We start from the raw sequence: 20,361 nt of genomic DNA on the forward strand, positions 1-20,361 counted from the left end.
TTATTTATTGTCTTGTTTATTTTCCATATAGCCTACTTTATTCGTTTGTCTAGCACGTGCAATGGATAAGCTGCTTTTAGGGACATTTTCTGTAATGGTTGACCCGGCTGCAATAAAGGAATTTTTCCCGATCGTTACCGGCGCAACTAAATTTGAATTACAGCCAACAAAAACCCCATCTTCTATTTTTGTTAAATGTTTCTTCTCTCCATCATAATTTACGGTGATAGAGCCACAACCGATATTTACATCTTTGCCGACTTCTGCATCACCAATATAGCTTAGATGGGATACTTTACTACCTGTCCCTAATACCGATTTCTTGACCTCTACAAAGTTACCAATCTTTACTTCATTGTGTAAAGTAGATTGCGGTCTGATATGGGCAAATGGACCTATATTTACATCATTTCCAACTTCACTGTCATAGGCAGCTGAATGGCGAATAACAGTACGTTCGCCAATTTTACAGTTATCTATTTCGCTGTTCGGACCAATGATACAATCACTTCCAATCACCGTTTTACCTTTAATCACAGTTCCTGGATAGATTGTTGTATCATTTCCAATTACAGTTTCCGCTGAAATATATGTACTCTCTGGATCAATGATGGTTACCCCATTTTTCATATGATCTTTATTAATTCGATGCTTCATAATATTTTCAGCCTGCGCGAGCGCAATTCTATCATTAACGCCCAGAGTCTCATCCATGTCAGCCGTTTGATAAGCTGAAATGGTTTCACCTTTGTTTTTCAAAATCTCAATCACATCCGGCAAATAAAATTCACCTTGCACATTATCATTTTTGACTTCTTTAAGTGCAAGAAAAAGTGATTGATTGTCAAAACAATAAGTGCCTGTATTAATTTCCTTCACTGTTAATTCAAGAGCACTCGCATCCTTATGCTCAACAATCTTTTCTACGGACCCATTTTCATTTCGGATGATGCGCCCGTACCCTGTTGGATCTTCTGAGTAAGCAGTTAAAATAGTCGCTTTTGCATTCGTATTTGTATGATGTTCTAAAAGAGCTTTCATCGTATCAGGTGTAATTAATGGTGTATCACCGCAAATAACGAGTGTTGTTCCTGACTTCTTGCCAAGGATTGCTTCCGCTTGCCTTACTGCATGTGCTGTACCAAGCTGCTCTTCCTGCAAAGCGTAGTCGCATTTTGAACCTAAGTATTGCTTTACTTTTTCTGCGCCGTGACCAATGATAGTCACGATTTTTTTCATTTCAAGTTTGGAAACATGATCAATGACATGCTCCACCATTGGCTTCCCGCACACAGGATGTAATACTTTATAAAGCTTTGATTTCATCCTTGTACCTTGACCTGCTGCTAAAATTACGGCAAAACGATTCATAAAAAACCTCCGCTCGACTCCTTTTTACCACCTTCGAATATATCGTAAAAAACCGTCTATTTCAACAATTCCATTCAAATATGAAGAAAATTCCTATAAAGTGTTGGAAAAGTTGCCTATGGGGATAATATTAACAGAAATTTCACAAATGTAAAAAAGCTGTCCCAAAGTTGAGACAGCCTGTACGTTCGAATCTTAAATTTTATAAAACTATTACGAAGCCCTATGAAGCTCCAGCCTCTTCATATTCCACTTCACTTAGCTCTCCTAAACGATGATATTCAGCTAAAACTGCATCTTGAATCTTCCCACGAGTAGAAGAATTGATAGGATGAGCAATATCACGGAATTCCCCGTCAGGAGTACGTTTACTTGGCATTGCCACAAATAAACCGTTATTCCCATCAATCACTCGAATATCATGAACTACAAATTCATGATCAAGCGTAATGGAGGCGATGGCTCTCATGCGTCCCTCGGTGTTCACGCGGCGTAATCTTACGTCAGTAACTTCCATCTGTATCACCACCTTTTTCTAAATAAAAACATACTTATCTGTAATTCAACAAAATTTGGATAATTCCTTCTCGTTCACAAAAAATTTACAAAAAAAATCCAACTTTTCAGACAAAAGTTGGACATTCTGTGAACAAACTAGAAAAGCGGAAGCGACCGTTTAGCGACGTATAAACTGGAGCCCATCGACTGAGATAAAGGATATCCGGCAACGAACATAGTGAGTTGATGTTGACTTATCGTAGGGAGGTGGGTGAAGTTTACGAGTTGCTGGTCGCTGGAGCTAGACAACGATGTACAAAATTATTTCACCAGTGCTATAACTTCAATTTCTACTAGTACATCCTTTGGTAGTCTAGCAACCTCTACACAAGATCTTGCAGGCTTGTGTTCGCCAAAATATTCGGCGTATACGTCATTCAGTTTAGCAAAGTCATTCATATCCTTAATAAAAACAGTAGTTTTGATTACAGTCTCAAGTGATGCACCCGCTTCAGCCAGCACGGCCTTCAAATTTGCAAAAACTTGATGTGTTTGCGCTTCAATATCACCAGTAACTAAAACACCCGCTGGAGTTAATGGAATTTGTCCTGAGCTGTAAAACATATTATTTACAATAATACCTTGAGAATATGGACCGATGGCTGCAGGAGCCTCATTCGTATGAATCGCTTTCATTTCTCTTCCTCCTTGGTGAGTGGGTTACTCCTCAATTTTTAAAGGTTTGGCATATTTAAAATAATTGCCTTCTTCCACTTCAATATGTTTTTCTTTAACATTAACCTCTGATAACCGAACTAAAGAAATATATTCATCAACTAAGCGCTCTTCAGAATTATCTTCAGCCTCAACCAGTACTCCAATCCCTGCAACCGTAGCCTTAAATTCCTCGAGCATGCTGATCATTCCATTGATTGTACCGCCCGCTTTCATAAAGTCATCAATGATGAGGACATTGGAGCCTTCCTCTACGCTTCTTCTAGCAAGCACCATATTTTGAATTCTTTTTGTTGAACCCGAAACATAATTAATACTAACAGTTGAACCCTCAGTCACCTTACTATCGCGACGTACAATAACAACCGGAACATCCAGATAAGAGGCAACGGCATAGGCTATAGAAATTCCTTTTGTTGCTACTGTCATCACGACATCAATTTTCCGATCGGTGAAAACAGAAGCAAATAAACGACCAATTTTATTAACGATTCTTGGGTCACCTAGGATATCATTTAAGTATAGATAACCACCAGGGAGCAAACGATCCGACTTGGCAAGCTGCTCGCGTAAATTATCAATAAACTTGTGCGCTTCCTCTTCAGACGCGTGAGGGATAAATTTCACCCCGCCTGCAGCTCCTGGTACCGTATGTAATGTACCCATGCCCTGAGTTTCAAAGGTTTGTTTTATAATACCTAAATCCTCACTAATGGATGATTTGGCGGCTCCATAACGATCTGCGAAAAAAGAAAGTGAAACTAAATGACGGGGATGATCCAACAGGTAGCTTGTCATGTCTACCAATCTCCCGCTTCGCCTAATTTTCATTCATGTACACCCCTAAAACCCGAATATTTTATAGTAACTATAACATTTTTATACGGATTTAATCAAGGGCAGATAGAAAAGCGAAAGCGCCTTGCCCATCGCCGTACAAACTGGAGGGTCTTCGACTGAGATAAAGGAAACTTGAATTGCGTTAGCAATTCTTAGTTGACTTATCGTAGGGAGGAGACCTGAAGTTTGCTAGGCGATAGGCGCTGGAGCTAGACAGTGAGAAACAAGTTAACTTTCGTTTCTGTTACCTAATAAACGAACTGCGTATACTTGATCACAGAAACCCCTTAAACCATTGTAAATTCGTTGTAGTCTTGATTGATATTGAACGAGACCATAAACAGTTGGTCCACTGCCGCTCATTAATACCGCATCTGCCCCAAAGCGCTGCATCTGCATTTTTATATGGTTAACCTCGGGATGCATTTTTAAGGTGACGCTTTCCAATACATTTCCAACGTTAGTACAGATTCCTTTAAAATCATGATTATGAATAGCTTGTACCATAGCATCGATATTTGGGTGCTCTACTTGATCCAATTTTAAATTCCGGTAAACATCAGCAGTAGATACCCCAATCGTTGGTTTCGCAAGAATAACCCAGCATGGCGGTGGGGAAGAAATATGCTCTATTTTCTCACCACGACCTGTCGCAATAGCCGTTCCTCCATATACACAGAAAGAAACGTCGGAGCCAATTTCCGCACCGATTTCAGCTAATTTATCAATTGATAGTCCTAAGTTCCACAGCTTATTTAAGCCTCTTAGTGTTGCCGCTGCATCACTACTTCCCCCTGCCAAACCAGCAGCTACAGGAATGATCTTCGAGATTGAAATAGAAACACCCTTTTTCACAGCAAAACGCTCTTTCAATAACTTTGCTGCCTGATAGGCTAAATTCCGATCATCATCCGGTACAAAACGGTTTTGCGAGACTATCGTTATTTTATCATCCTGAAGCTCATCTAATTCAATCCGATCAGCCAAGTCGATTGTAGTCATGATCATTTTAACTTCATGAAAACCATCGTCTCTTTTGTGTAAAACATCTAACGATAAATTGATTTTTGCCGGCGCTTTTACTAAAATTCGATTGCCCATCCTACTTATCACCTACTAAACTCGTCTAGCCACTTACAGCAAGTACCAGACCTACTAAATGAAGTTAATATCTTGTATATTGTATCATAAACAGATAGTATAACCATTTTTATCGAAAAAAAAACCGAAGCTAAAATTAGCCTCGGTTATCGCAGTGTTTTAGTCGTTTTTTTAGAACACGAATTTACTGTTCTTGTTGATTTACTAAACTATGTTGTGCAATTTCAACAGCGCGCTTTACCATGCTTCCGGCTTGTCTTGCTGTTATTCCACCCCAGCCTTCAGCTTGAACAGTATCATAAAATCCAAGTTCCTTTGCGAGTTCATCCTTAAACTGTTGAGACATTAAGCCCCTTCTTCTGCTCATAATGAATACTCCCTCCTAAAACTGCGACAATCTTAGTATTAGGATGTTATGCATAAGTAATTCAAAAAACAACGGACAGTATTTCTACTGTCCGTTTATTGCGATACTTCCTGTATTTTCATCAAAAAATGTTAATTCGACTGTTTCAGTTAAAACATCAGCGTAACTATAAGAAACCCGTTCAAATGAATTTTCTTGTTGATCTAATTCAATAATAAAAACAGAAGGATACGTTTCAGCTAAAACTCCAGACCTTTCAATCGTCTTGCGGCGCCCACCATTTGCTTTTAGTGTCAGGCGCTTCCCAAGATTATTATCAAGAATGCGTTTAATGTCTAACAAAGTTTTTCCCATTCGTTCCACCTCACTATGTATAGTATATCACCAATCGCCATTTCAGTCAAATAAAACTAAAATTATATCAGTGACACCTTTTTACTGTCAATGGGTTTTTGATTCAATAGTAGATTTTTTTTTGAACATAATATTATTTTTCCTCAGTTTGACAATTTTATGTATAATTCGCCTTAATTTTTAAATAATAAAAGCTGCCTTTAAAGTATGAAGCACAAACAAGAAAATTATATTCACAAAATAAGTAAATATTCATTTCCACCTGTATGCTTTACTTTAAAGACAGCTTTATTCATAATCCGATATATTATATGGCATTCCAATTCGAAGTAATCCTCTTGTTTCCACTCCACCTAACCCTTTTTCACCTGTTAAGGTATTTCGAAGTACATCCCACACATTAATATGATCCTTGATCGGCGTATAGCTGATTTTAGCTACAATATATACCGGATCAAGGGCGTGAATATTAATCCGTGTCGGTGAGCTTGCGAAATTGGCTCCAGCTTTGATTAATGATTCAAAGTGTGATTGGCATGCCCCCGCAAAAATAACAAGCTGATCAAGATGTGGAACCTTTTTTCTCGCTTCATAGACGGTTTGGGCAAAGTAGCGCGAGTGGCGGTATGCTTTTAAATCACTTATCTTACCTTTTGATTTAAGATAAGCATCGTGCCCGGTTACAACTAGTATATCGGGTCGCATTTGCTCAATTAACCTGCCAACCCGCTCCGGCATTTCTTTTTCACTCATATGGACGCCATATATCGGAACACCCAGACGTTCATATAATGTGCGGCACTTTTGTAAATAAACAGGATCGCCATCCAGATGCAACACACGGCCGGGCATTTGAAAGTAAGATTCACTATGACTGTAGCCGCTCGAGGCATGATATTCATTTCTTTGGCGAATTAAATTATAATCCTGGCGGAATAGCCAGTTGGATTTATCTACTTTTTCCTTTTCCTTCTTCTGTCGTGATTTATATTCTTTATCGTCTATAATTAATAAATCAGAAATCGGTGCATCAGCAATAAGCCTAACATCCTCGCCTAATAATATAGCTATGTTGTTATTTATTTCCGTCACCCGGAAAAGTAAATCCTGCTTATAAGATTTGCGGGTTACTAAATCTCCCACCTCGATATCCATATTTCCCCTCCTCACATGGGGCAGATACATTGTCTCTATAACCTATGTATCCAAGGGGAAAAACGTGAATCAAATGCGCTTTGCTTTATTTACGTCCAGATGGGATACAAGCTCATCACTTAATCTTCCGAACTCTTCTATACTTAATGTTTCTCCTCGCCTTTTTGGATCAATTCCAGCGGCATGAAGGGCCTTTTCAATATTCTTCTTTTCAATCGTTTGAGCGAAGTGGCTTGATAAATTATTAAAGATGGTTTTTCGCCGCTGTGCAAAGCTAGCCCGGACAACCGTGAAGAAAAACTCTTCATCTGTAACCTTAACAGCCGGTTCCGGTCTTTTTGTTAACCGAATAACAGCAGAGTCAATATTCGGCTGCGGTATAAAAACAGTTTTCGGTACAATCATAACCGTTTTTGCCTCCGTATAATATTGGATGGCTATTGATAAGGAGCCGTAGTCCTTTGTACCAGGGGCGGCTGCTATTCGGTCAGCGACTTCCTTTTGAAGCATACAAACAATTCCCCGTATCGGCAATTGATCGGTCAAAAGCTTCATAATGATTGGCGTTGTCACATAATAAGGGAGATTGGCTACAACCATTAAATCCTGATCTTCCCCAAATTCCTCTGTAATGACTTGGTTCACATTTGCTTTTAGAACATCCTCATGAATAACCTTCACATGCGGATAAGGTTCAAGCGTTTCTTTTAAAATCGGCAGCAACCGTTGGTCAATTTCAAAGGCGACTACTTTCTTTGCCCGCTTTGCCAATTGCTCCGTTAACGCCCCAATTCCAGGTCCAATTTCAATAGCACCACTGTTCACAGTCAACTCGGCAAAATCAACAATTCGGTTTAAAATATTTAAGTCAATTAAAAAGTTCTGTCCTAAGCTTTTCTTGAAAGAAAACCCGTACTTTTCCAAAATTGCCTTCGTTCGTACCGGTGTTGCAATGTCCTTCATCATTCCGTTTCCTCCTGTAACACTTGAACAACAGCCTCTAAAAATGCCGTTTTCGTAATTTGAAACATATTTAAACGCTTATGAAGCTGTTTCCCGTTCGTATACCCTATTTTTAAGATCATCCCAAGCTTTTCTCTTCTTTCCTTGGATCGGTCCTCCCCAATTAAACCAGCTTCAATTAAATCCTCTTGAGTAATTTCCTCCCTTACATTAATCATTTCCTGCTGTACCGCCCTTAAAGCCGTTTGAATAGCTTCAATTGAAGCATGTTCGACACCAAGGCCTTTGCCCTTTTTAGGGATTGCCTCATGACGGGGCAAAAAGGCATGCTTACACCCCGGTACCTTTTCAGATATGATTTTCCGGATTCGTTCCCCAGGATAGTCTGGGTCAGTAAAAATAATGACACCCCGCTGGTTTTGGGCAAGTCGAATTTGTTCAATCGTCGTCTCACTTATTTCAGAGCCATTTGTTTCAATCGTATCTGCTTGAACAGCTCTTTTTACCCGAACAGTATCATCTTTTCCTTCAACCACAATAATTTCTTTGATTTTTTCCATTTTTTTATTTTTCCTCTCAAAAATCTGAAACTTTTAATGCTCGTTTAACGTCTCTTTATATGTATAAGTATAAGCTAATTAAAAACAAAAAACACAGAGGAGTTTATCCCCTGTGAAAATCGAAGATGCTATTCTGTTTATTCTAAGATTTTAATTAAAACCGTTTTACGACCATATCCGTCTACAGTTTTTTGATCAGGAATAAAAAGATCAATTTTATTCCCTTTAATGGAGCCGCCGGTATCTGCAGCGATCGCATGACCATAGCCTTCCACCCATACTTTTGTACCTAATGGAATGACACTAGGATCAACTGCAATAACTTTTGCATCTGGATTTTCTCTCAAATTAATGCCGCTTGAGGTCTTCCCGGAGCATCCGTTACAATAAGCGGTATAAGCGGTAGCTTGGACATAAAATTCCTTTGTCGAGGGACCATCATAACCACGGGCCGCTTGTTGTTTAATTGGTTTTGTACCTAAAGCAACGATTTTATCTTTACTATCTCTAACTTTTTCAGTACTTAGCAGCTTTCTTGAAACTTCCTTGCCATTTTCAAGGACTACTTCAAAGGTTTGCTTTTCCAAACCTTTTTCCCCTTTATCGACTACCTTTTCTACACCTTTTGGTAGGGATGAATCTTTTCGAGTTACAACTGCAAAATCAACTGGTGCTTCCACCACATCGGTGACCTTTTCTACGCGTATAACATTAACAACCATATTTTCTGTGACTTGAGTGCTAGCTTCTGGCTCAACGCGGTCAAGTTCATTAAGTTTAATTTCTTGGTGCTTCAAAAGGTCAACGACCGTAGTCGAAGTGGTCCAAACTGGCTTCTCCTCATTTTTATCTTTGATTGTTACAAGAAAAGCAGTATCTATGACTATTTCTGTTTTTTGATCTAGCTCTGTATCCCTACTTGGACTAATTCTATCGTGTTCACTTAACTTAATATTTTGCTCATTTATAAAATCCCCTACAGTTTTAGCTGCCGACCAAACTGTCTCTTCTTTCCCCCAGGCTATCAATCTAATAGGCTTGGCTGGGTCCCACGAAACTCTCCCGTTTTTCATTATCGGTGAATCCAGCGAAGGCGTGACCCGATCCTGCTCCAAGACTTCTAAATTAAGCTCTGCCAAAAGCTCTTTTACCGTCTCGGCATGGGTTCGTACCGTTTCCTCTTTCCCGTCTAATACAACCGTTACCGGCTGCTTAGTTCCCTCGTACGATAGTACCGCTATTAGTATAATAGCTAGAATACTAGACAAGGCAACTATCATCTTTTTCGATTTCAGCATAATTTGCCTCCTTCTCGGAGTGATTATATAAGAGCCCTTCTCAAGTTGTCAACTATAATTTACCACCCCACCTACTCTTGACAAATTCTAAGACATGTTCACTTTGTCTATCGTTTCACATTATAAAGCTTTTTTCTTTAGGAAATCCACCCAAAAATATCGACAACATTATTCGATAGAAAAGCGGAAGTGCCCGTTAAGCGACAAAAAAACTGGAGGACGACGACTGAGATAAAGTTAATGAAAAAAGGGACTGTCCCACTTGAGAGACAGCCCTTTCGACAATTTATGAAATTCCAAACACCTTTTTCGCATTTTCCGTTGTTTGACGGGCTACTTCCTCGAAAGGTATGCCCTTCAACTCAGCAATTTGCTCGGCAACTAATTTGACATAAGCTGGTTCATTTCTTTTGCCGCGATACGGATGCGGTGTTAAATACGGGCAATCCGTTTCGATGAGTAGCTTCTCTAGTGGAAGTTCGGTAGCTACTTCCTTTGGCTTTTTGGCATTTTTAAAAGTAACTGGGCCACCAAGGGAGATATAAAAATTCATGGCGATGCATTCCATAGCTGTTTCAAGGCTTCCGCTAAAGCAATGCATAATACCGCCCACTTCGCCTGCTTCCTCTTCTTTCAGAATATCGACAATATCCTGTGTTGCTTCACGGTTATGGATGATAATTGGCAGTTTTAACTTTTTCGCTAAGCGTATTTGTTTACGAAATACTTCCTTTTGGATGTCTTTTGGTGATTTATCCCAGTAATAATCCAAGCCCATTTCACCAAGAGCAACAACCTTTGGATGACTGGCCAACCCCTCAATCCACTCCAAATCTTCTTCCTTCATATCAATAGCATCAACCGGATGCCAGCCGATTGATGCATAGATAAAATCATGCTGTTCCGCGATTCTAATTGCACCTTCAATAGTCTCTTTATCAAATCCGACAACGACCATGTGGGAGACACCTTCTGAAAGTGCACGCTCTATAACTTCTGCTTCATCATCGGCAAATTGCCTTGCATTGAGATGAACATGGGTATCAAACAACATAAAAAAACTCCCTTGAAGCTTATTTTATTTTTGTACCATTGGGAATGCTTGCATCAATTGTAGCAAGCTTTAACTTTCCATTGTCCTTTCCGGCAAGGATCATGCCTTGTGACAGCTCGCCGCGAAGTTTGACTGGTTTTAGGTTGGTTACACAGATTACTTTTTGGCCAGTTAATTCCTCTGGTTTGTAATATTCAGCAATACCGGAGACAACCTGGCGCTTTTCAAAGCCTAAGTCTAATTGAAGCTTTAACAGCTTGTCTGCTTTTTTAACATTTTCAGCTTGAATGACTTCAGCAACACGAAGTTCAACTTTTCCAAAATCATCAATTGTGATTTCTTCAACCTCAGGAACAGCCTGCTCGGAACTAGCTTCATTTCCAGTAGCAGCGGCAGGTTCTGACGGCACGGCTTGTGCTGGTGGCTGCATGTCCTCTTTAATAGCTGCCACTTCTTTTTCAGTTTCAAGACGTGGGAAGATCGGCTCGCCTTTTTGTACTTTTGTACCGCTAGGTATTAAACCAAATTGATAGAGACTATTCCAAGCAGTCAACTTCTCGCCGCTCACGCCTAATTGCTCCCAAATTTTCTTTGGTGCTCTCGTTAAAAACGGCTGCAGCATAATGGAACTATATCGTAATGACTCTGCTAAATGATACATTACGGACGCTAAATGGGCTTTTTTGCTTTCATCTTTAGCAAGTGTCCATGGCTGTGTTTCATCAATATATTTATTTGTGCGGCTGACTAGCTGCCAAATAGCTGTTAATGCGACGGAAAACTCCATTTTTTCCATTGCATTTTCAACTTTTTCAACCGTTTCTTTTGCGGTATTTTCTAGAATTCCGTCGAATTCCGTTACTTGCCCGTCATACTGTGGAATTTCTCCGCCAAAATATTTATCAATCATAGCTACTGTACGATTCAATAAGTTTCCTAAATCGTTTGCTAAGTCAAAATTAATACGGTCTACAAAACCTTCCGGTGTGAAGACACCATCTGATCCGAATGGAACTTCACGAAGCAGGTAATAACGGAGTGCATCCAACCCATAGCGATCAATTAATGTGACCGGATCGATGACATTTCCTTTTGATTTCGACATTTTTCCATCCTTCATTAATAGCCAGCCATGGGCAAAAACTTTCTTAGGAAGCGGTACTCCTAAAGCCATTAACATGATTGGCCAATAAATGGTATGGAAACGAACGATTTCTTTACCAACTAAATGAACATCTGCAGGCCAATATTTTTGATATTTTTCATCATTTTCCGTATCATAACCTAAGGCAGTAATATAATTTGATAACGCATCAATCCATACATAAATAACATGCTTTGGATCACCAGGTACTTTAATGCCCCAGTCAAATGTTGTTCTTGATACCGCCAAGTCCTCTAAGCCTGGCTTAATAAAATTGTTAATCATTTCATTTTTGCGAGATTCCGGTTGGATAAATTCGGGATTTTCTTCGTAATATTGCAATAAGCGATCAACATATTTACTCATTTTGAAAAAGTAAGACTCTTCCTTCACCTTTTCAACAGGACGACCACAGTCTGGGCAATTGCCTCCCTCAATTTGACGCTCAGTAAAGAAAGATTCACATGGTGTACAATACCATCCTTCGTACTGATCTAAATAGATGTCACCTTGTTCAACGAGCTTTGCAAATATCTTTTCGACAGTTTTCTTATGGCGATCTTCTGTTGTTCTTATAAAATCATCATAAGAAATATCAAGCTTTTGCCATAAATCTTTAATTCCTGACACAATATTATCAACGAATTGTTGTGGGCTAACTCCTTTTTCCTCAGCCTTTCTTTGGATTTTTTGTCCATGTTCGTCAGTACCTGTTAAATACATAACATCGTAACCTCGTAGGCGTTTATAGCGTGCCATCGCATCCCCAGCTACCGTTGTATAAGCATGTCCTATATGTAATTTGTCGCTTGGATAATAAATTGGTGTTGTAAGATAAAATGATTTTTTTTCACTCAACTAAATGACCCCCTCTTAGACCTAACTGTATTCGTACTATCTATTATACCATCTCCAAAATATACCTAATCAAATATTATGAGTCAAGATTGCACCCGGCCCTAATTTTTTTTGTCGAAAACCCTTGTAGAATTTTGTCGTTATTTTTATAATAAAAGAAAAAAACATTTTTTTGAAAAAAGGTAATTAAATGTAAAAGTGTTGATATTAACTATTTAAATAGTACTAATAAGGAAAGTTAATACATCAATATTTAAAATGCAAAAAAATACATTTTCTTATAAATTCTACACTTTTTTACATAAACAATAATTGACTACTTCTGGAAAACTTGTTATGATGAAAACGGATGAAATTTGTCGAAACATGACGAATTATAAATAAAGATATACTATATTATTAAAGGGAGAAATGGTCACATGAAATCTACTGGAATTGTTCGTAAAGTTGATGAATTAGGTCGAGTTGTAATTCCAATTGAATTACGCCGTACTTTAGGTATTGCAGAAAAAGACTCACTTGAGATATATGTTGACGATGATCGTATCGTTTTAAAAAAATATAAACCTAATATGACTTGCAGCATTACTGGAGAAGTATCTGATCACAACTTTGCTCTTGCCAATGGTAAAATTGTACTAAGCCGCGAAGGTGCAGAATTGTTATTAAAAGAACTTCAAGAAAACCTTGCCGTTGCAAAATAATGATAATTAATTCAAAAGAGGCTAACTACAGCCTCTTTTTTATTGCACACTTACATCTTAAATTTATCCTTCAATATGAAACAATTGGTACACTTCTCTTTTCGGTAGCCCTCGCTCATCCGCAACACGTTTGATCGCATCTTTAGACCGCAATCCCTCTTTTTCAATATAATGCTCTACATGCTCTTTAATCTGCAATTCTTCCCACCAACTATGTTTTTCTGAAATTTCGTCGCTATTTGCCCCTTCAATAATAATGCAAAATTCACCACGAATCGTTTCTTCATCCGCCCACTTGATCAGTTCAGCCACTGTCCCTCTTATGTACTCCTCAAACTTCTTTGTTAACTCCCTAGAAAGCGTTGCTCGGCGATTGCTTCCCCACACCTTTTCAATTGCAGTGAGTGTTTCCTTCAAGCGATGTGGGGCTTCATAAAAGATCATTGGATCCAGCATTTCCTTTAGCCGTTCCAACTCTGCCGTTCTTTCCTTTTTTCCCCGTGGTAAAAACCCATAATAATAGAAATGATCGGTTGGAAGTCCGGAAGCAATGAGAGCTGTTAGCGCCGCATTGGCACCGGGGAGAGCAATAACGGCGATATTTTCCTCCAATGCTGCGACAACTAAATCGTAGCCCGGATCGGAAATGGCCGGCATCCCTGCGTCACTAACTAAAGCAATTGTTTTTCCATTCTTTATTTCTTCAAGAAGTTTAGTGCCGCTTTCCCGCTTATTATGTTCATGGTAGCTTGTCAGCGGTGTTGAAATTTCGAAATGATTAAGAAGCTTCACCGTCTGCCTCGTATCCTCAGCAGCAATTAAATCAACTTCCTTTAAGGTCCGGATGGCGCGAAACGTTATATCTTCTAAATTGCCAATCGGGGTTGGCACTAAATAAAGCAACCCGGCATTTGATTCACTAAAGCTCTTTTGCTGCGTTCTCATACATATACTCCTCTTTTTGTTTTCTCGTTAATTGCTTGACCCGATACTCCTCCTGCATGGCTTCCGTTTTAGACTCATACACTTCTGAAAATAAAAGCTGGACTGGCGTACGTCCTCTTGTATATTTCGCACCCTTACCCGTTTGGTGCATTTCAATCCTTTTTTCTAAATTGTTCGTATAGCCCGTATAATACGAGCCATCACTACATTCCAAAATATAAACATAATGCTTATCTTTCTCCATATAAGATCTCTAACATCTCCTCTGTGTACTCATTATTTTCCTTATACACATAAAGAGGGGGCAATATTTTTAATCCTGCCTTCCCGTATTTTATACCCTCAACTAACAATGTATTAGCTTCCTTCCCCGCTTTAGGATAAACGAGACGCATTCGCTTCGGTTCTATTTTATATTGTCTCATTAAAGTGACAATATCAAGCAGCCTCTCAGGGCGGTGAACAAAAGCTACCTTGCCACCGTGTCGAACAAGCCCGCTTGACACCCTAACAACATCCTCAAGAGTACAATAAATTTCATGACGGGCAATCGCCAGATGCAGGTTTTCGTTATATTCTGTTTCACTCGGTGTTGGAAAATAAGGCGGGTTACAAGTCACAACATCAAACCCTGCATTCCCCAATACCTCAGGTATATCGTTAATGTCACCATGAATAACCGATAGGCGGTCCTCTAAATGATTATACTGAATACTTCTTACAGCCATATCATAGATGCGCTCCTGAATTTCCACCCCTGTGATTGTACCCTTTGTGCGTTCACTTAGAAGCAGTGGAATAACGGCATTGCCTGTACATAAATCAAGCAAAGTTCCTTTTTGTATCGGAACGTAAACGAAATTTGCCAATAGCACGGCATCCAATGAAAAATTAAAGACAGACGGGCTTTGGATAATTTTCATCCGCTCATCCAACAAATAATCTAAACGTTCATCTCCATGTAATTCAACCATATATGTAAATACCCTTCCTTATATAGAAATGAGGCTGACCCTTTGTTCCTGAGTCAGCCTCTACGCCTATTTTTTATTTAAAAACGATAAACAAAACAGGCAGTCGCCATCTTTTCGCAAAGACCCATAGTGAACATTGCAAATATGGAATCCCTCTTGATAAAGTCGAGCGAGGTTGTCATATCCTTCCCCAATATCCGCCAATGACTCTGACTTTTCCTTCTTGTTCGCTTTTCTTTTCGTTTCTTTTTGCTTCGGTTCGTCCTCTTTTTCAAACCGTTGTCTTAGGTGATGATTTTCCATTTTTAAATGGTGGTTTTCCTCAAGCAACTCGGCAAGATGTGCTTTAAATTCACCTAATTGTTTATATAATCGACCGATTTGTTCTTCTATTTCAATCGCCTGATCAAATAATTGTTTTTTGTCCACTTGAATGCACCTCTATTTTTGTGGGCTAAAACGACACGGTCCCTTGCTCCATTAATTCATCAATTGTATATTCTACTACACGCTCAAGTTCGGTCAATTCAATTTGGATAACACCTTCCAATATGTTCAAACCGACTACCTTGCCATCTCCTTGCGGTGTATGAATAGGGTCCCCTAAGTCTGGTAACTCTGCTTTTGCAGTCTCATAGTCATCGTTTTCATATTTCAAGCAACACATAAGTCGTCCGCAAAGTCCAGAAATTTTGGCTGGATTTAATGACAAGTTTTGATCCTTTGCCATTTTTATAGATACCGGGTCGAAATCACCTAGAAACGTAGAACAGCAAAGCATTCTTCCACACGGCCCGATTCCGCCGAGCAACTTTGCCTCATCACGAACACCGATTTGACGGAGTTCGATTCTTGTCCTAAAGATAGCTGCTAAATCCTTAACTAATTCACGAAAATCGATGCGACCATCTGCTGTAAAATAGAAGATAATCTTATTTCTATCAAACGTATATTCTACGTCTACTAGCTTCATATCTAATCCATGCTCTACTATTTTTTTCGTGCAGGCTTCATATGCTTCTTTTGCTTCTTTTTTATTTTCTTCAACATTTCTTATATCGTTTTCATCCGCAAGGCGAATGACCTTCTTTAACGGTAAAACGATATCATTTTCATCAACCGTTTTTTGGGCGATGACAGCCTTTCCAAACTCAACTCCCCGAACAGTTTCAACGATAACGTATGATCCTCTTTCGATCTTGATTTCTCCTGGATCAAAATAATATATTTTACCCGCCTTTTTAAAGCGTACTCCTACTACCTCATACAAGCATTATCCCTCCTGCAACTTCAGTATCAGCTGCTCCATTAATAATGAAGGATTGACATTGGCATTTAACCGCTTCTTTGCCTCTAAAATAACGGTTAAATCGTCTACGATTTTCTTTTGAGAAAAACGCATAGATTGTGCCTCAAGCAACTCCTTTTGATCTATATAAATTAAACTATTTTCTTCACCTATTTGGATATATAAAAGGTCTTTAAACCATAATAATAATAAATCCAAACCTACACTAAGCTGTTCTTTTTCCTTAAAGTGTGACAGCCAATTTTCATGTAAAAATAATAAAGCATGATGGCCCCTCTTTAAAAGGACCTCATTTAATTGTATCACTATGTTTCGGGCTTGTGCAAACCAATCGTCTGAAATTATAGCAAGTGCTTCATTAATATTATTGGTAAGAGAGGCAACAATTTTTCCTAAATGAGCAGGGACACCTTGTTGTAGCAGTTTTTGTAAAAGTAAATCTGCCGTTAATGGTTGAAAATTCAAAATTTGACATCTGGATAAGATCGTTGGCAGTATTTGCTGAACCTGTTCTGTTAACAAAATGGCAATAGTTTGTCCATCTGGTTCCTCTAAAAACTTTAATAAACTATTGGCTGCTTGATTTGTCATTTTATCAGCATGTTCAATTAAATAGATTTTCCCCTTTGATTCTACACTCTTCTTTGAAAATTCTCTCTGCAAATCTTTTATTTGTTCTTTTTTTAACGATAAACCGTCCGGTGATAGGAAATGGACATCAGGGTGATTGCCTGAGTCAATTCGCTTGCATTCAATACAGGAATTGCATGGTTCGGCACCCGTTTTATTTATGCAAAAAAAGCTTTTGGCGAGTTGAATGCCGACGGCTTTTTTGCCTGTCCCACGACCACCCTCAAATAAATAAGCATGCGCAATCCGGTCTTTCAATATACTATTTATCAGCATCTTCACAACCTTGGGCTGTGTTTCCTGTAGTTGTTCCCATGTTTGCATATACGATCACCACATTATTTTATCTATTAGTACCTTTTTAATATCCGAAAATACATTCTCAATTTCTTGATTAGCATCTATTCTTACAATTCTATTAGGGAATTTCGCCAAAACTTCCTCGTATCCCTCTTTCACCTTAGTGTGGAAATTCATTTCTTCTAAATCTAACCTATTTACTTCTCTTTCTTTATTTTTTCTAATTCTAGTTAATCCAACCTGAGGATCTAGGTCTAAATATAAGGTTAAATTCGGCATAAAATTTCCAATAGCAAATTCATTAATCGAAAGAACCTCGTCAATCCCTAAACCTCGTGCATACCCTTGATAGGCTAAACTACTGTCGATAAAACGATCACATAATACAATTTTATCTTCATTTAATGATGGAATAATCTTTTCCACTAAATGCTGTCTTCTTGCTGCAGCATAGAGGAGCGCCTCCGTTCGACCATCCATTTTAGTATTCTTTTTATTTAAAATAACTGAACGAATTTGTTCAGCTATATCAATTCCTCCTGGTTCTCTTGTAACAACAATACTTTTCCCGCTATATTCAAGAAAATCCTTAATATAATTAATTAATGTGGATTTTCCTGATCCCTCGACACCTTCGAGAGTTATGAGATAACTCATTTTTTTTCCTCCGCTTACAATTCTAGTTTAAATACTTATCTTCACTTATTTTACCCTAATTTTGTAATGGCTGGCATGTTTTCATATAAATCTTATTTAAAAACTTCAAGTCCATTTTCCAAAATATCTCTATGATTTTGCAGATAAGCACCTGCATTTAGTAACTCTAGAAGCTGGTTAATATGTGAGTTTGTTATTTTTTCGCCTTCAAGGATCAACGGGATCCCCGGCGGATAAGGAATAACAGATACAGCCGCAATATGATCTTTCGTTTGAAGCAGCGGAACTCTTTCTTTTTTGAACTTTTTCATTTCATTATAATGAATGGCTAGGGTTGAAATTTTATCTTCCGTTTTATCTAAGGCTTTATATGTATTTTTTTGTTGGACAAATTGAACCGGTAAGTGCTTGACAGCCACTTTTAGTTTTTCAATTATAGCTGCCCCATTTTCAATGGCAGCTAAAGGCAGAACAAATAAAACATTCCACCGGTCTGCGAGCTCTGTATAAAGGGCTTGCTTTTCGAATTCCTTTTGTAATTCATAACCGGAGTGGGAGCATCTTGTTTGAACAATTACCTTTAATGGGTCGCAATTATTGTCTTTAGTATTAGTGGGTAGGACACTCAGTTGGTCAATGGTTGAAAGTTGTTGTCGAAGACTATTAATACTGGTGACAATTTTCCCCTTTTCGCTTTCCGTAATCTGGGCTAAGTAATACCTCGCTATATCTAAGGATGTCATAATCGGATAAGAAGGACTACTGGACTGAATGGCTTGCAAATAGTATTGTAAATTATCCAGATCGATATGACGACTATTACAATGAAGAAATGAGCCCATCGTCATCGCCGGCAATGTTTTATGCGCCGACTGAACAACAATGTCTGCACCCAGTTGTATAGCTGAAGGTGGGAACGGTTCACCAAGTATTAAATGGGCCCCATGCGCTTCATCAACGAGGACTATTAATCCATTGGCATGGGCAAGATTTATTATTTGCTGGAGCTCTGTAGAAACCATGCCATAATAGTTCGGTGAAGTCAAAATAAGCACCTTGGCATCAGGAAACATTTTTATTGCTTTTTCGACTGTTTCACGTGAAACATTTGTTGAAAATTGCCCATTTTTATCATATTCAGGCGATAGGAAAACTGGCTGAACACCTGCCAATTTTAAACCATTTAGGACGGACTTGTGGCTATTACGTTGAACAAGCACACTATCACCCTGTTCGCAGGTTGATAGTATCATAGCTAAATTGCCAGCTGTAGATCCCCCGACAAGGAAATAACTTTTCGTTACTTTATAAAGATCAGCCGTTAAATCCTCAGCCTCTTTTATAATCCCACTAGCTGAATGCAAATCATCCAGATTCCCAAGCTCCGTTTGATCTATTTTTAATAATTCCTGAAATAGGTTATGACCTGATGGTAACGGTGGAAATACTGTTCCACTTTTATGCCCAGGTACGTGGAATGAGATTGGTTTTGTTTCAATATGGCTTAGTAAACCATTGTATAGAGGAAGTAAATCTTGATTCATCGGAGAGCCTCATTTCATTTTCATTCGTTATTAATATTAAATAAAAAACAGACCCTATGCAAATATGGATCTGTTCTATTTCAGATTTAGCATCGGCTCTGTAATTTTCCGCATCTGATTTAAAAAATGTTTGTATTTTTCATCATTTGTTTCCGTTGAAACTAATTCTTTCTCACATTCATTACAAATAAATTGCGTATATATATGAATGCCCTTATCTTTCTTTTGTTCGCAAATGACGCACGTCTCCCCATCAGAACTTTTATTTGTGTTTAATTCCATCCAGTCCACCTCCACAGTTTCAGTATCGCCAATCAGCTTAAATTTTATACACTATTTTGAATAGGCAAAATACTATATCCAAAACTGTTAGTTGTTATTATTTTATGAGAAAAGGAATTATTTGTGTCTGTCTATAGGAAAAAGGAAAAAGCCTAACAACCTTATTTATTACCTTGTTGGTTAAGCCTATTGTCAAATATTGATGCTTATTATCCTTTATTAGTCTTTATTACATTATTAGAGCAAAAAAAAGAACAGCATTTCTGCTGTTCTTTCGTTTGCTTGGCAACGTCCTACTCTCACAGGGGGACAGCCCCCAACTACCATCGGCGCTGAAGAGCTTAACTTCCGTGTTCGGAATGGGAACGGGTGTGACCTCTTCGCTATCGTCACCAAACATTGTATTGAATTGAAGGTTGTTCCTTCAAAACTAGATAATCGGCATTCATATTTACCGTGCATTCACTGTCCAGCTCCGGCGCCTAGCGACTAGTGGACTTCACCCATCTCCCTACGATAAGTCATCATCGAATCGCTACGCTCTTCGTGATTCCTTTATCTCAGTCGATGTGCTCCAGTCCATACGTCGCTGAACAGGCGCCTCCGCTTTTCTATTTGGTTAAGTCCTCGATCGATTAGTATCTGTCAGCTCCACGTATCGCTACGCTTCCACCTCAGACCTATCTACCTCATCGTCTCTGAGGGATCTTAGGTCGTA

Annotated in this window: 23 protein-coding genes and 2 rRNA genes; 1 reads left to right on the plus strand and 24 read right to left on the minus strand. The window is 38.6% G+C overall.

What is annotated here, in order from left to right; genetic code table 11:
* The 13 genes from glmU to metG form a co-directional block, all read right to left on the minus strand.
* The gene (gene glmU / locus P9E47_RS06415; protein ID WP_003333411.1) at positions 1–1,371 is read right to left on the minus strand and encodes a bifunctional UDP-N-acetylglucosamine diphosphorylase/glucosamine-1-phosphate N-acetyltransferase GlmU; all 1,371 of its coding nucleotides are present in this window, start codon (positions 1,369–1,371) and stop codon (positions 1–3) included.
* Between the two features lie 223 nt (positions 1,372–1,594).
* A complete protein-coding gene (gene spoVG, locus P9E47_RS06420; protein ID WP_003333412.1) occupies positions 1,595–1,888 on the minus strand; it encodes a septation regulator SpoVG in 294 nt (97 codons plus the stop codon).
* 302 nt (positions 1,889–2,190) lie between these two features.
* The gene (locus P9E47_RS06425) at positions 2,191–2,565 is read right to left on the minus strand and encodes a RidA family protein (protein ID WP_003333413.1); all 375 of its coding nucleotides are present in this window, start codon (positions 2,563–2,565) and stop codon (positions 2,191–2,193) included.
* Between the two features lie 24 nt (positions 2,566–2,589).
* On the minus strand, positions 2,590–3,435 hold the full coding sequence (purR, locus tag P9E47_RS06430; RefSeq protein ID WP_035198242.1) for a pur operon repressor: 846 nt from the start codon (positions 3,433–3,435) through the stop codon (positions 2,590–2,592).
* A 237-nt stretch (positions 3,436–3,672) separates the two neighbouring features.
* A complete protein-coding gene (gene ispE / locus P9E47_RS06435) occupies positions 3,673–4,545 on the minus strand; it encodes a 4-(cytidine 5'-diphospho)-2-C-methyl-D-erythritol kinase (protein WP_003332146.1) in 873 nt (290 codons plus the stop codon).
* Between the two features lie 184 nt (positions 4,546–4,729).
* Positions 4,730–4,912: a small, acid-soluble spore protein, alpha/beta type gene (locus P9E47_RS06440; RefSeq protein ID WP_003332145.1), complete on the minus strand. Its 183-nt coding sequence runs from the start codon at positions 4,910–4,912 to the stop codon at positions 4,730–4,732.
* A gap of 84 nt (positions 4,913–4,996) precedes the next feature.
* Positions 4,997–5,266 (minus strand): biofilm formation stimulator Veg, encoded by a 270-nt coding sequence (gene veg / locus P9E47_RS06445; protein WP_003332144.1) that lies wholly within the window; start codon positions 5,264–5,266, stop codon positions 4,997–4,999.
* 288 nt (positions 5,267–5,554) lie between these two features.
* Complete coding sequence (gene yabG, locus P9E47_RS06450; RefSeq protein WP_003332143.1) at positions 5,555–6,421, minus strand: sporulation peptidase YabG; 867 nt, start codon at positions 6,419–6,421, stop codon at positions 5,555–5,557.
* A 69-nt stretch (positions 6,422–6,490) separates the two neighbouring features.
* Positions 6,491–7,387, minus strand: a complete 897-nt coding sequence (gene rsmA / locus P9E47_RS06455) for a 16S rRNA (adenine(1518)-N(6)/adenine(1519)-N(6))-dimethyltransferase RsmA (protein WP_003332141.1) — start codon at positions 7,385–7,387, stop codon at positions 6,491–6,493.
* Positions 7,384–7,944, minus strand: coding sequence for a ribonuclease M5 (gene rnmV / locus P9E47_RS06460; protein WP_003332140.1), 561 nt, complete (start codon positions 7,942–7,944; stop codon positions 7,384–7,386). The genes rsmA and rnmV overlap by 4 nt, the downstream gene beginning before the upstream one ends.
* A 137-nt stretch (positions 7,945–8,081) precedes the next feature.
* A complete protein-coding gene (locus tag P9E47_RS06465) occupies positions 8,082–9,242 on the minus strand; it encodes a G5 and 3D domain-containing protein (protein WP_003332139.1) in 1,161 nt (386 codons plus the stop codon).
* A gap of 286 nt (positions 9,243–9,528) precedes the next feature.
* The gene (locus P9E47_RS06470; protein WP_326162878.1) at positions 9,529–10,296 is read right to left on the minus strand and encodes a TatD family hydrolase; all 768 of its coding nucleotides are present in this window, start codon (positions 10,294–10,296) and stop codon (positions 9,529–9,531) included.
* Between the two features lie 19 nt (positions 10,297–10,315).
* Positions 10,316–12,298 (minus strand): methionine--tRNA ligase, encoded by a 1,983-nt coding sequence (gene metG, locus P9E47_RS06475; RefSeq protein WP_326162879.1) that lies wholly within the window; start codon positions 12,296–12,298, stop codon positions 10,316–10,318.
* 419 nt (positions 12,299–12,717) lie between these two features.
* Here metG and P9E47_RS06480 point away from each other — a divergent pair, with 419 nt between their 5' ends.
* Positions 12,718–13,002, plus strand: coding sequence for an AbrB/MazE/SpoVT family DNA-binding domain-containing protein (locus P9E47_RS06480; RefSeq protein ID WP_003332136.1), 285 nt, complete (start codon positions 12,718–12,720; stop codon positions 13,000–13,002).
* 63 nt (positions 13,003–13,065) lie between these two features.
* Here the strand turns inward: P9E47_RS06480 and rsmI are convergent, their stop codons facing one another.
* The 11 genes from rsmI to P9E47_RS06535 form a co-directional block, all read right to left on the minus strand.
* Positions 13,066–13,947 carry a 16S rRNA (cytidine(1402)-2'-O)-methyltransferase gene (rsmI, locus tag P9E47_RS06485; RefSeq protein ID WP_326162881.1) on the minus strand — a complete coding sequence of 294 codons (882 nt, stop codon included), beginning with the start codon at positions 13,945–13,947 and terminating at the stop codon, positions 13,066–13,068.
* Complete coding sequence (locus tag P9E47_RS06490) at positions 13,922–14,191, minus strand: GIY-YIG nuclease family protein (RefSeq protein WP_326162883.1); 270 nt, start codon at positions 14,189–14,191, stop codon at positions 13,922–13,924. The genes rsmI and P9E47_RS06490 overlap by 26 nt, the downstream gene beginning before the upstream one ends.
* On the minus strand, positions 14,178–14,921 hold the full coding sequence (locus P9E47_RS06495; RefSeq protein ID WP_326162884.1) for a tRNA1(Val) (adenine(37)-N6)-methyltransferase: 744 nt from the start codon (positions 14,919–14,921) through the stop codon (positions 14,178–14,180). The genes P9E47_RS06490 and P9E47_RS06495 overlap by 14 nt, the downstream gene beginning before the upstream one ends.
* Before the next feature lie 66 nt (positions 14,922–14,987).
* Positions 14,988–15,350 (minus strand): DNA replication initiation control protein YabA, encoded by a 363-nt coding sequence (yabA, locus tag P9E47_RS06500; RefSeq protein ID WP_326162886.1) that lies wholly within the window; start codon positions 15,348–15,350, stop codon positions 14,988–14,990.
* Between the two features lie 25 nt (positions 15,351–15,375).
* A complete protein-coding gene (locus tag P9E47_RS06505; protein ID WP_326162887.1) occupies positions 15,376–16,191 on the minus strand; it encodes a PSP1 domain-containing protein in 816 nt (271 codons plus the stop codon).
* A 3-nt stretch (positions 16,192–16,194) separates the two neighbouring features.
* On the minus strand, positions 16,195–17,184 hold the full coding sequence (gene holB / locus P9E47_RS06510; protein WP_326162888.1) for a DNA polymerase III subunit delta': 990 nt from the start codon (positions 17,182–17,184) through the stop codon (positions 16,195–16,197).
* 6 nt (positions 17,185–17,190) lie between these two features.
* Positions 17,191–17,817, minus strand: coding sequence for a dTMP kinase (gene tmk, locus P9E47_RS06515; RefSeq protein ID WP_326162889.1), 627 nt, complete (start codon positions 17,815–17,817; stop codon positions 17,191–17,193).
* A 92-nt stretch (positions 17,818–17,909) separates the two neighbouring features.
* Positions 17,910–19,361, minus strand: a complete 1,452-nt coding sequence (locus P9E47_RS06520) for an aminotransferase class I/II-fold pyridoxal phosphate-dependent enzyme (RefSeq protein WP_326162891.1) — start codon at positions 19,359–19,361, stop codon at positions 17,910–17,912.
* A gap of 75 nt (positions 19,362–19,436) precedes the next feature.
* The gene (locus tag P9E47_RS06525; protein ID WP_003332126.1) at positions 19,437–19,643 is read right to left on the minus strand and encodes a sigma factor G inhibitor Gin; all 207 of its coding nucleotides are present in this window, start codon (positions 19,641–19,643) and stop codon (positions 19,437–19,439) included.
* A 280-nt stretch (positions 19,644–19,923) separates the two neighbouring features.
* Positions 19,924–20,040 (minus strand): 5S ribosomal RNA (gene rrf, locus P9E47_RS06530).
* 218 nt (positions 20,041–20,258) lie between these two features.
* A 23S ribosomal RNA gene (locus P9E47_RS06535) occupies positions 20,259–20,361 on the minus strand; the annotation flags it as partial.

It is taken from the genome of Schinkia azotoformans (genome assembly GCF_035811335.1).
GTDB classification, from domain to species: Bacteria; Bacillota; Bacilli; order Bacillales; family Bacillaceae_J; genus Schinkia; species Schinkia azotoformans.

Excerpts from the sequence above, each read along its gene's own strand:
- glmU (WP_003333411.1), bottom strand. The coding sequence starts at position 1,371 with ATGAATCGTTTTGCCGTAATTTTAGCAGCAGGTCAAGGTACAAGGATG.
- spoVG (WP_003333412.1), bottom strand. The coding sequence starts at position 1,888 with ATGGAAGTTACTGACGTAAGATTACGCCGCGTGAACACCGAGGGACGC.
- P9E47_RS06425 (WP_003333413.1), bottom strand. The coding sequence starts at position 2,565 with ATGAAAGCGATTCATACGAATGAGGCTCCTGCAGCCATCGGTCCATAT.
- purR (WP_035198242.1), bottom strand. The coding sequence starts at position 3,435 with ATGAAAATTAGGCGAAGCGGGAGATTGGTAGACATGACAAGCTACCTG.
- ispE (WP_003332146.1), bottom strand. The coding sequence starts at position 4,545 with ATGGGCAATCGAATTTTAGTAAAAGCGCCGGCAAAAATCAATTTATCG.
- P9E47_RS06440 (WP_003332145.1), bottom strand. The coding sequence starts at position 4,912 with ATGAGCAGAAGAAGGGGCTTAATGTCTCAACAGTTTAAGGATGAACTC.
- veg (WP_003332144.1), bottom strand. The coding sequence starts at position 5,266 with ATGGGAAAAACTTTGTTAGACATTAAACGCATTCTTGATAATAATCTT.
- yabG (WP_003332143.1), bottom strand. The coding sequence starts at position 6,421 with ATGGATATCGAGGTGGGAGATTTAGTAACCCGCAAATCTTATAAGCAG.
- rsmA (WP_003332141.1), bottom strand. The coding sequence starts at position 7,387 with ATGATGAAGGACATTGCAACACCGGTACGAACGAAGGCAATTTTGGAA.
- rnmV (WP_003332140.1), bottom strand. The coding sequence starts at position 7,944 with ATGGAAAAAATCAAAGAAATTATTGTGGTTGAAGGAAAAGATGATACT.
- P9E47_RS06465 (WP_003332139.1), bottom strand. The coding sequence starts at position 9,242 with ATGCTGAAATCGAAAAAGATGATAGTTGCCTTGTCTAGTATTCTAGCT.
- P9E47_RS06470 (WP_326162878.1), bottom strand. The coding sequence starts at position 10,296 with ATGTTGTTTGATACCCATGTTCATCTCAATGCAAGGCAATTTGCCGAT.
- P9E47_RS06480 (WP_003332136.1), top strand. The coding sequence starts at position 12,718 with ATGAAATCTACTGGAATTGTTCGTAAAGTTGATGAATTAGGTCGAGTT.
- rsmI (WP_326162881.1), bottom strand. The coding sequence starts at position 13,947 with ATGAGAACGCAGCAAAAGAGCTTTAGTGAATCAAATGCCGGGTTGCTT.
- P9E47_RS06490 (WP_326162883.1), bottom strand. The coding sequence starts at position 14,191 with ATGGAGAAAGATAAGCATTATGTTTATATTTTGGAATGTAGTGATGGC.
- P9E47_RS06495 (WP_326162884.1), bottom strand. The coding sequence starts at position 14,921 with ATGGTTGAATTACATGGAGATGAACGTTTAGATTATTTGTTGGATGAG.
- holB (WP_326162888.1), bottom strand. The coding sequence starts at position 17,184 with ATGCAAACATGGGAACAACTACAGGAAACACAGCCCAAGGTTGTGAAG.
- tmk (WP_326162889.1), bottom strand. The coding sequence starts at position 17,817 with ATGAGTTATCTCATAACTCTCGAAGGTGTCGAGGGATCAGGAAAATCC.
- P9E47_RS06520 (WP_326162891.1), bottom strand. The coding sequence starts at position 19,361 with ATGAATCAAGATTTACTTCCTCTATACAATGGTTTACTAAGCCATATT.
- P9E47_RS06525 (WP_003332126.1), bottom strand. The coding sequence starts at position 19,643 with ATGGAATTAAACACAAATAAAAGTTCTGATGGGGAGACGTGCGTCATT.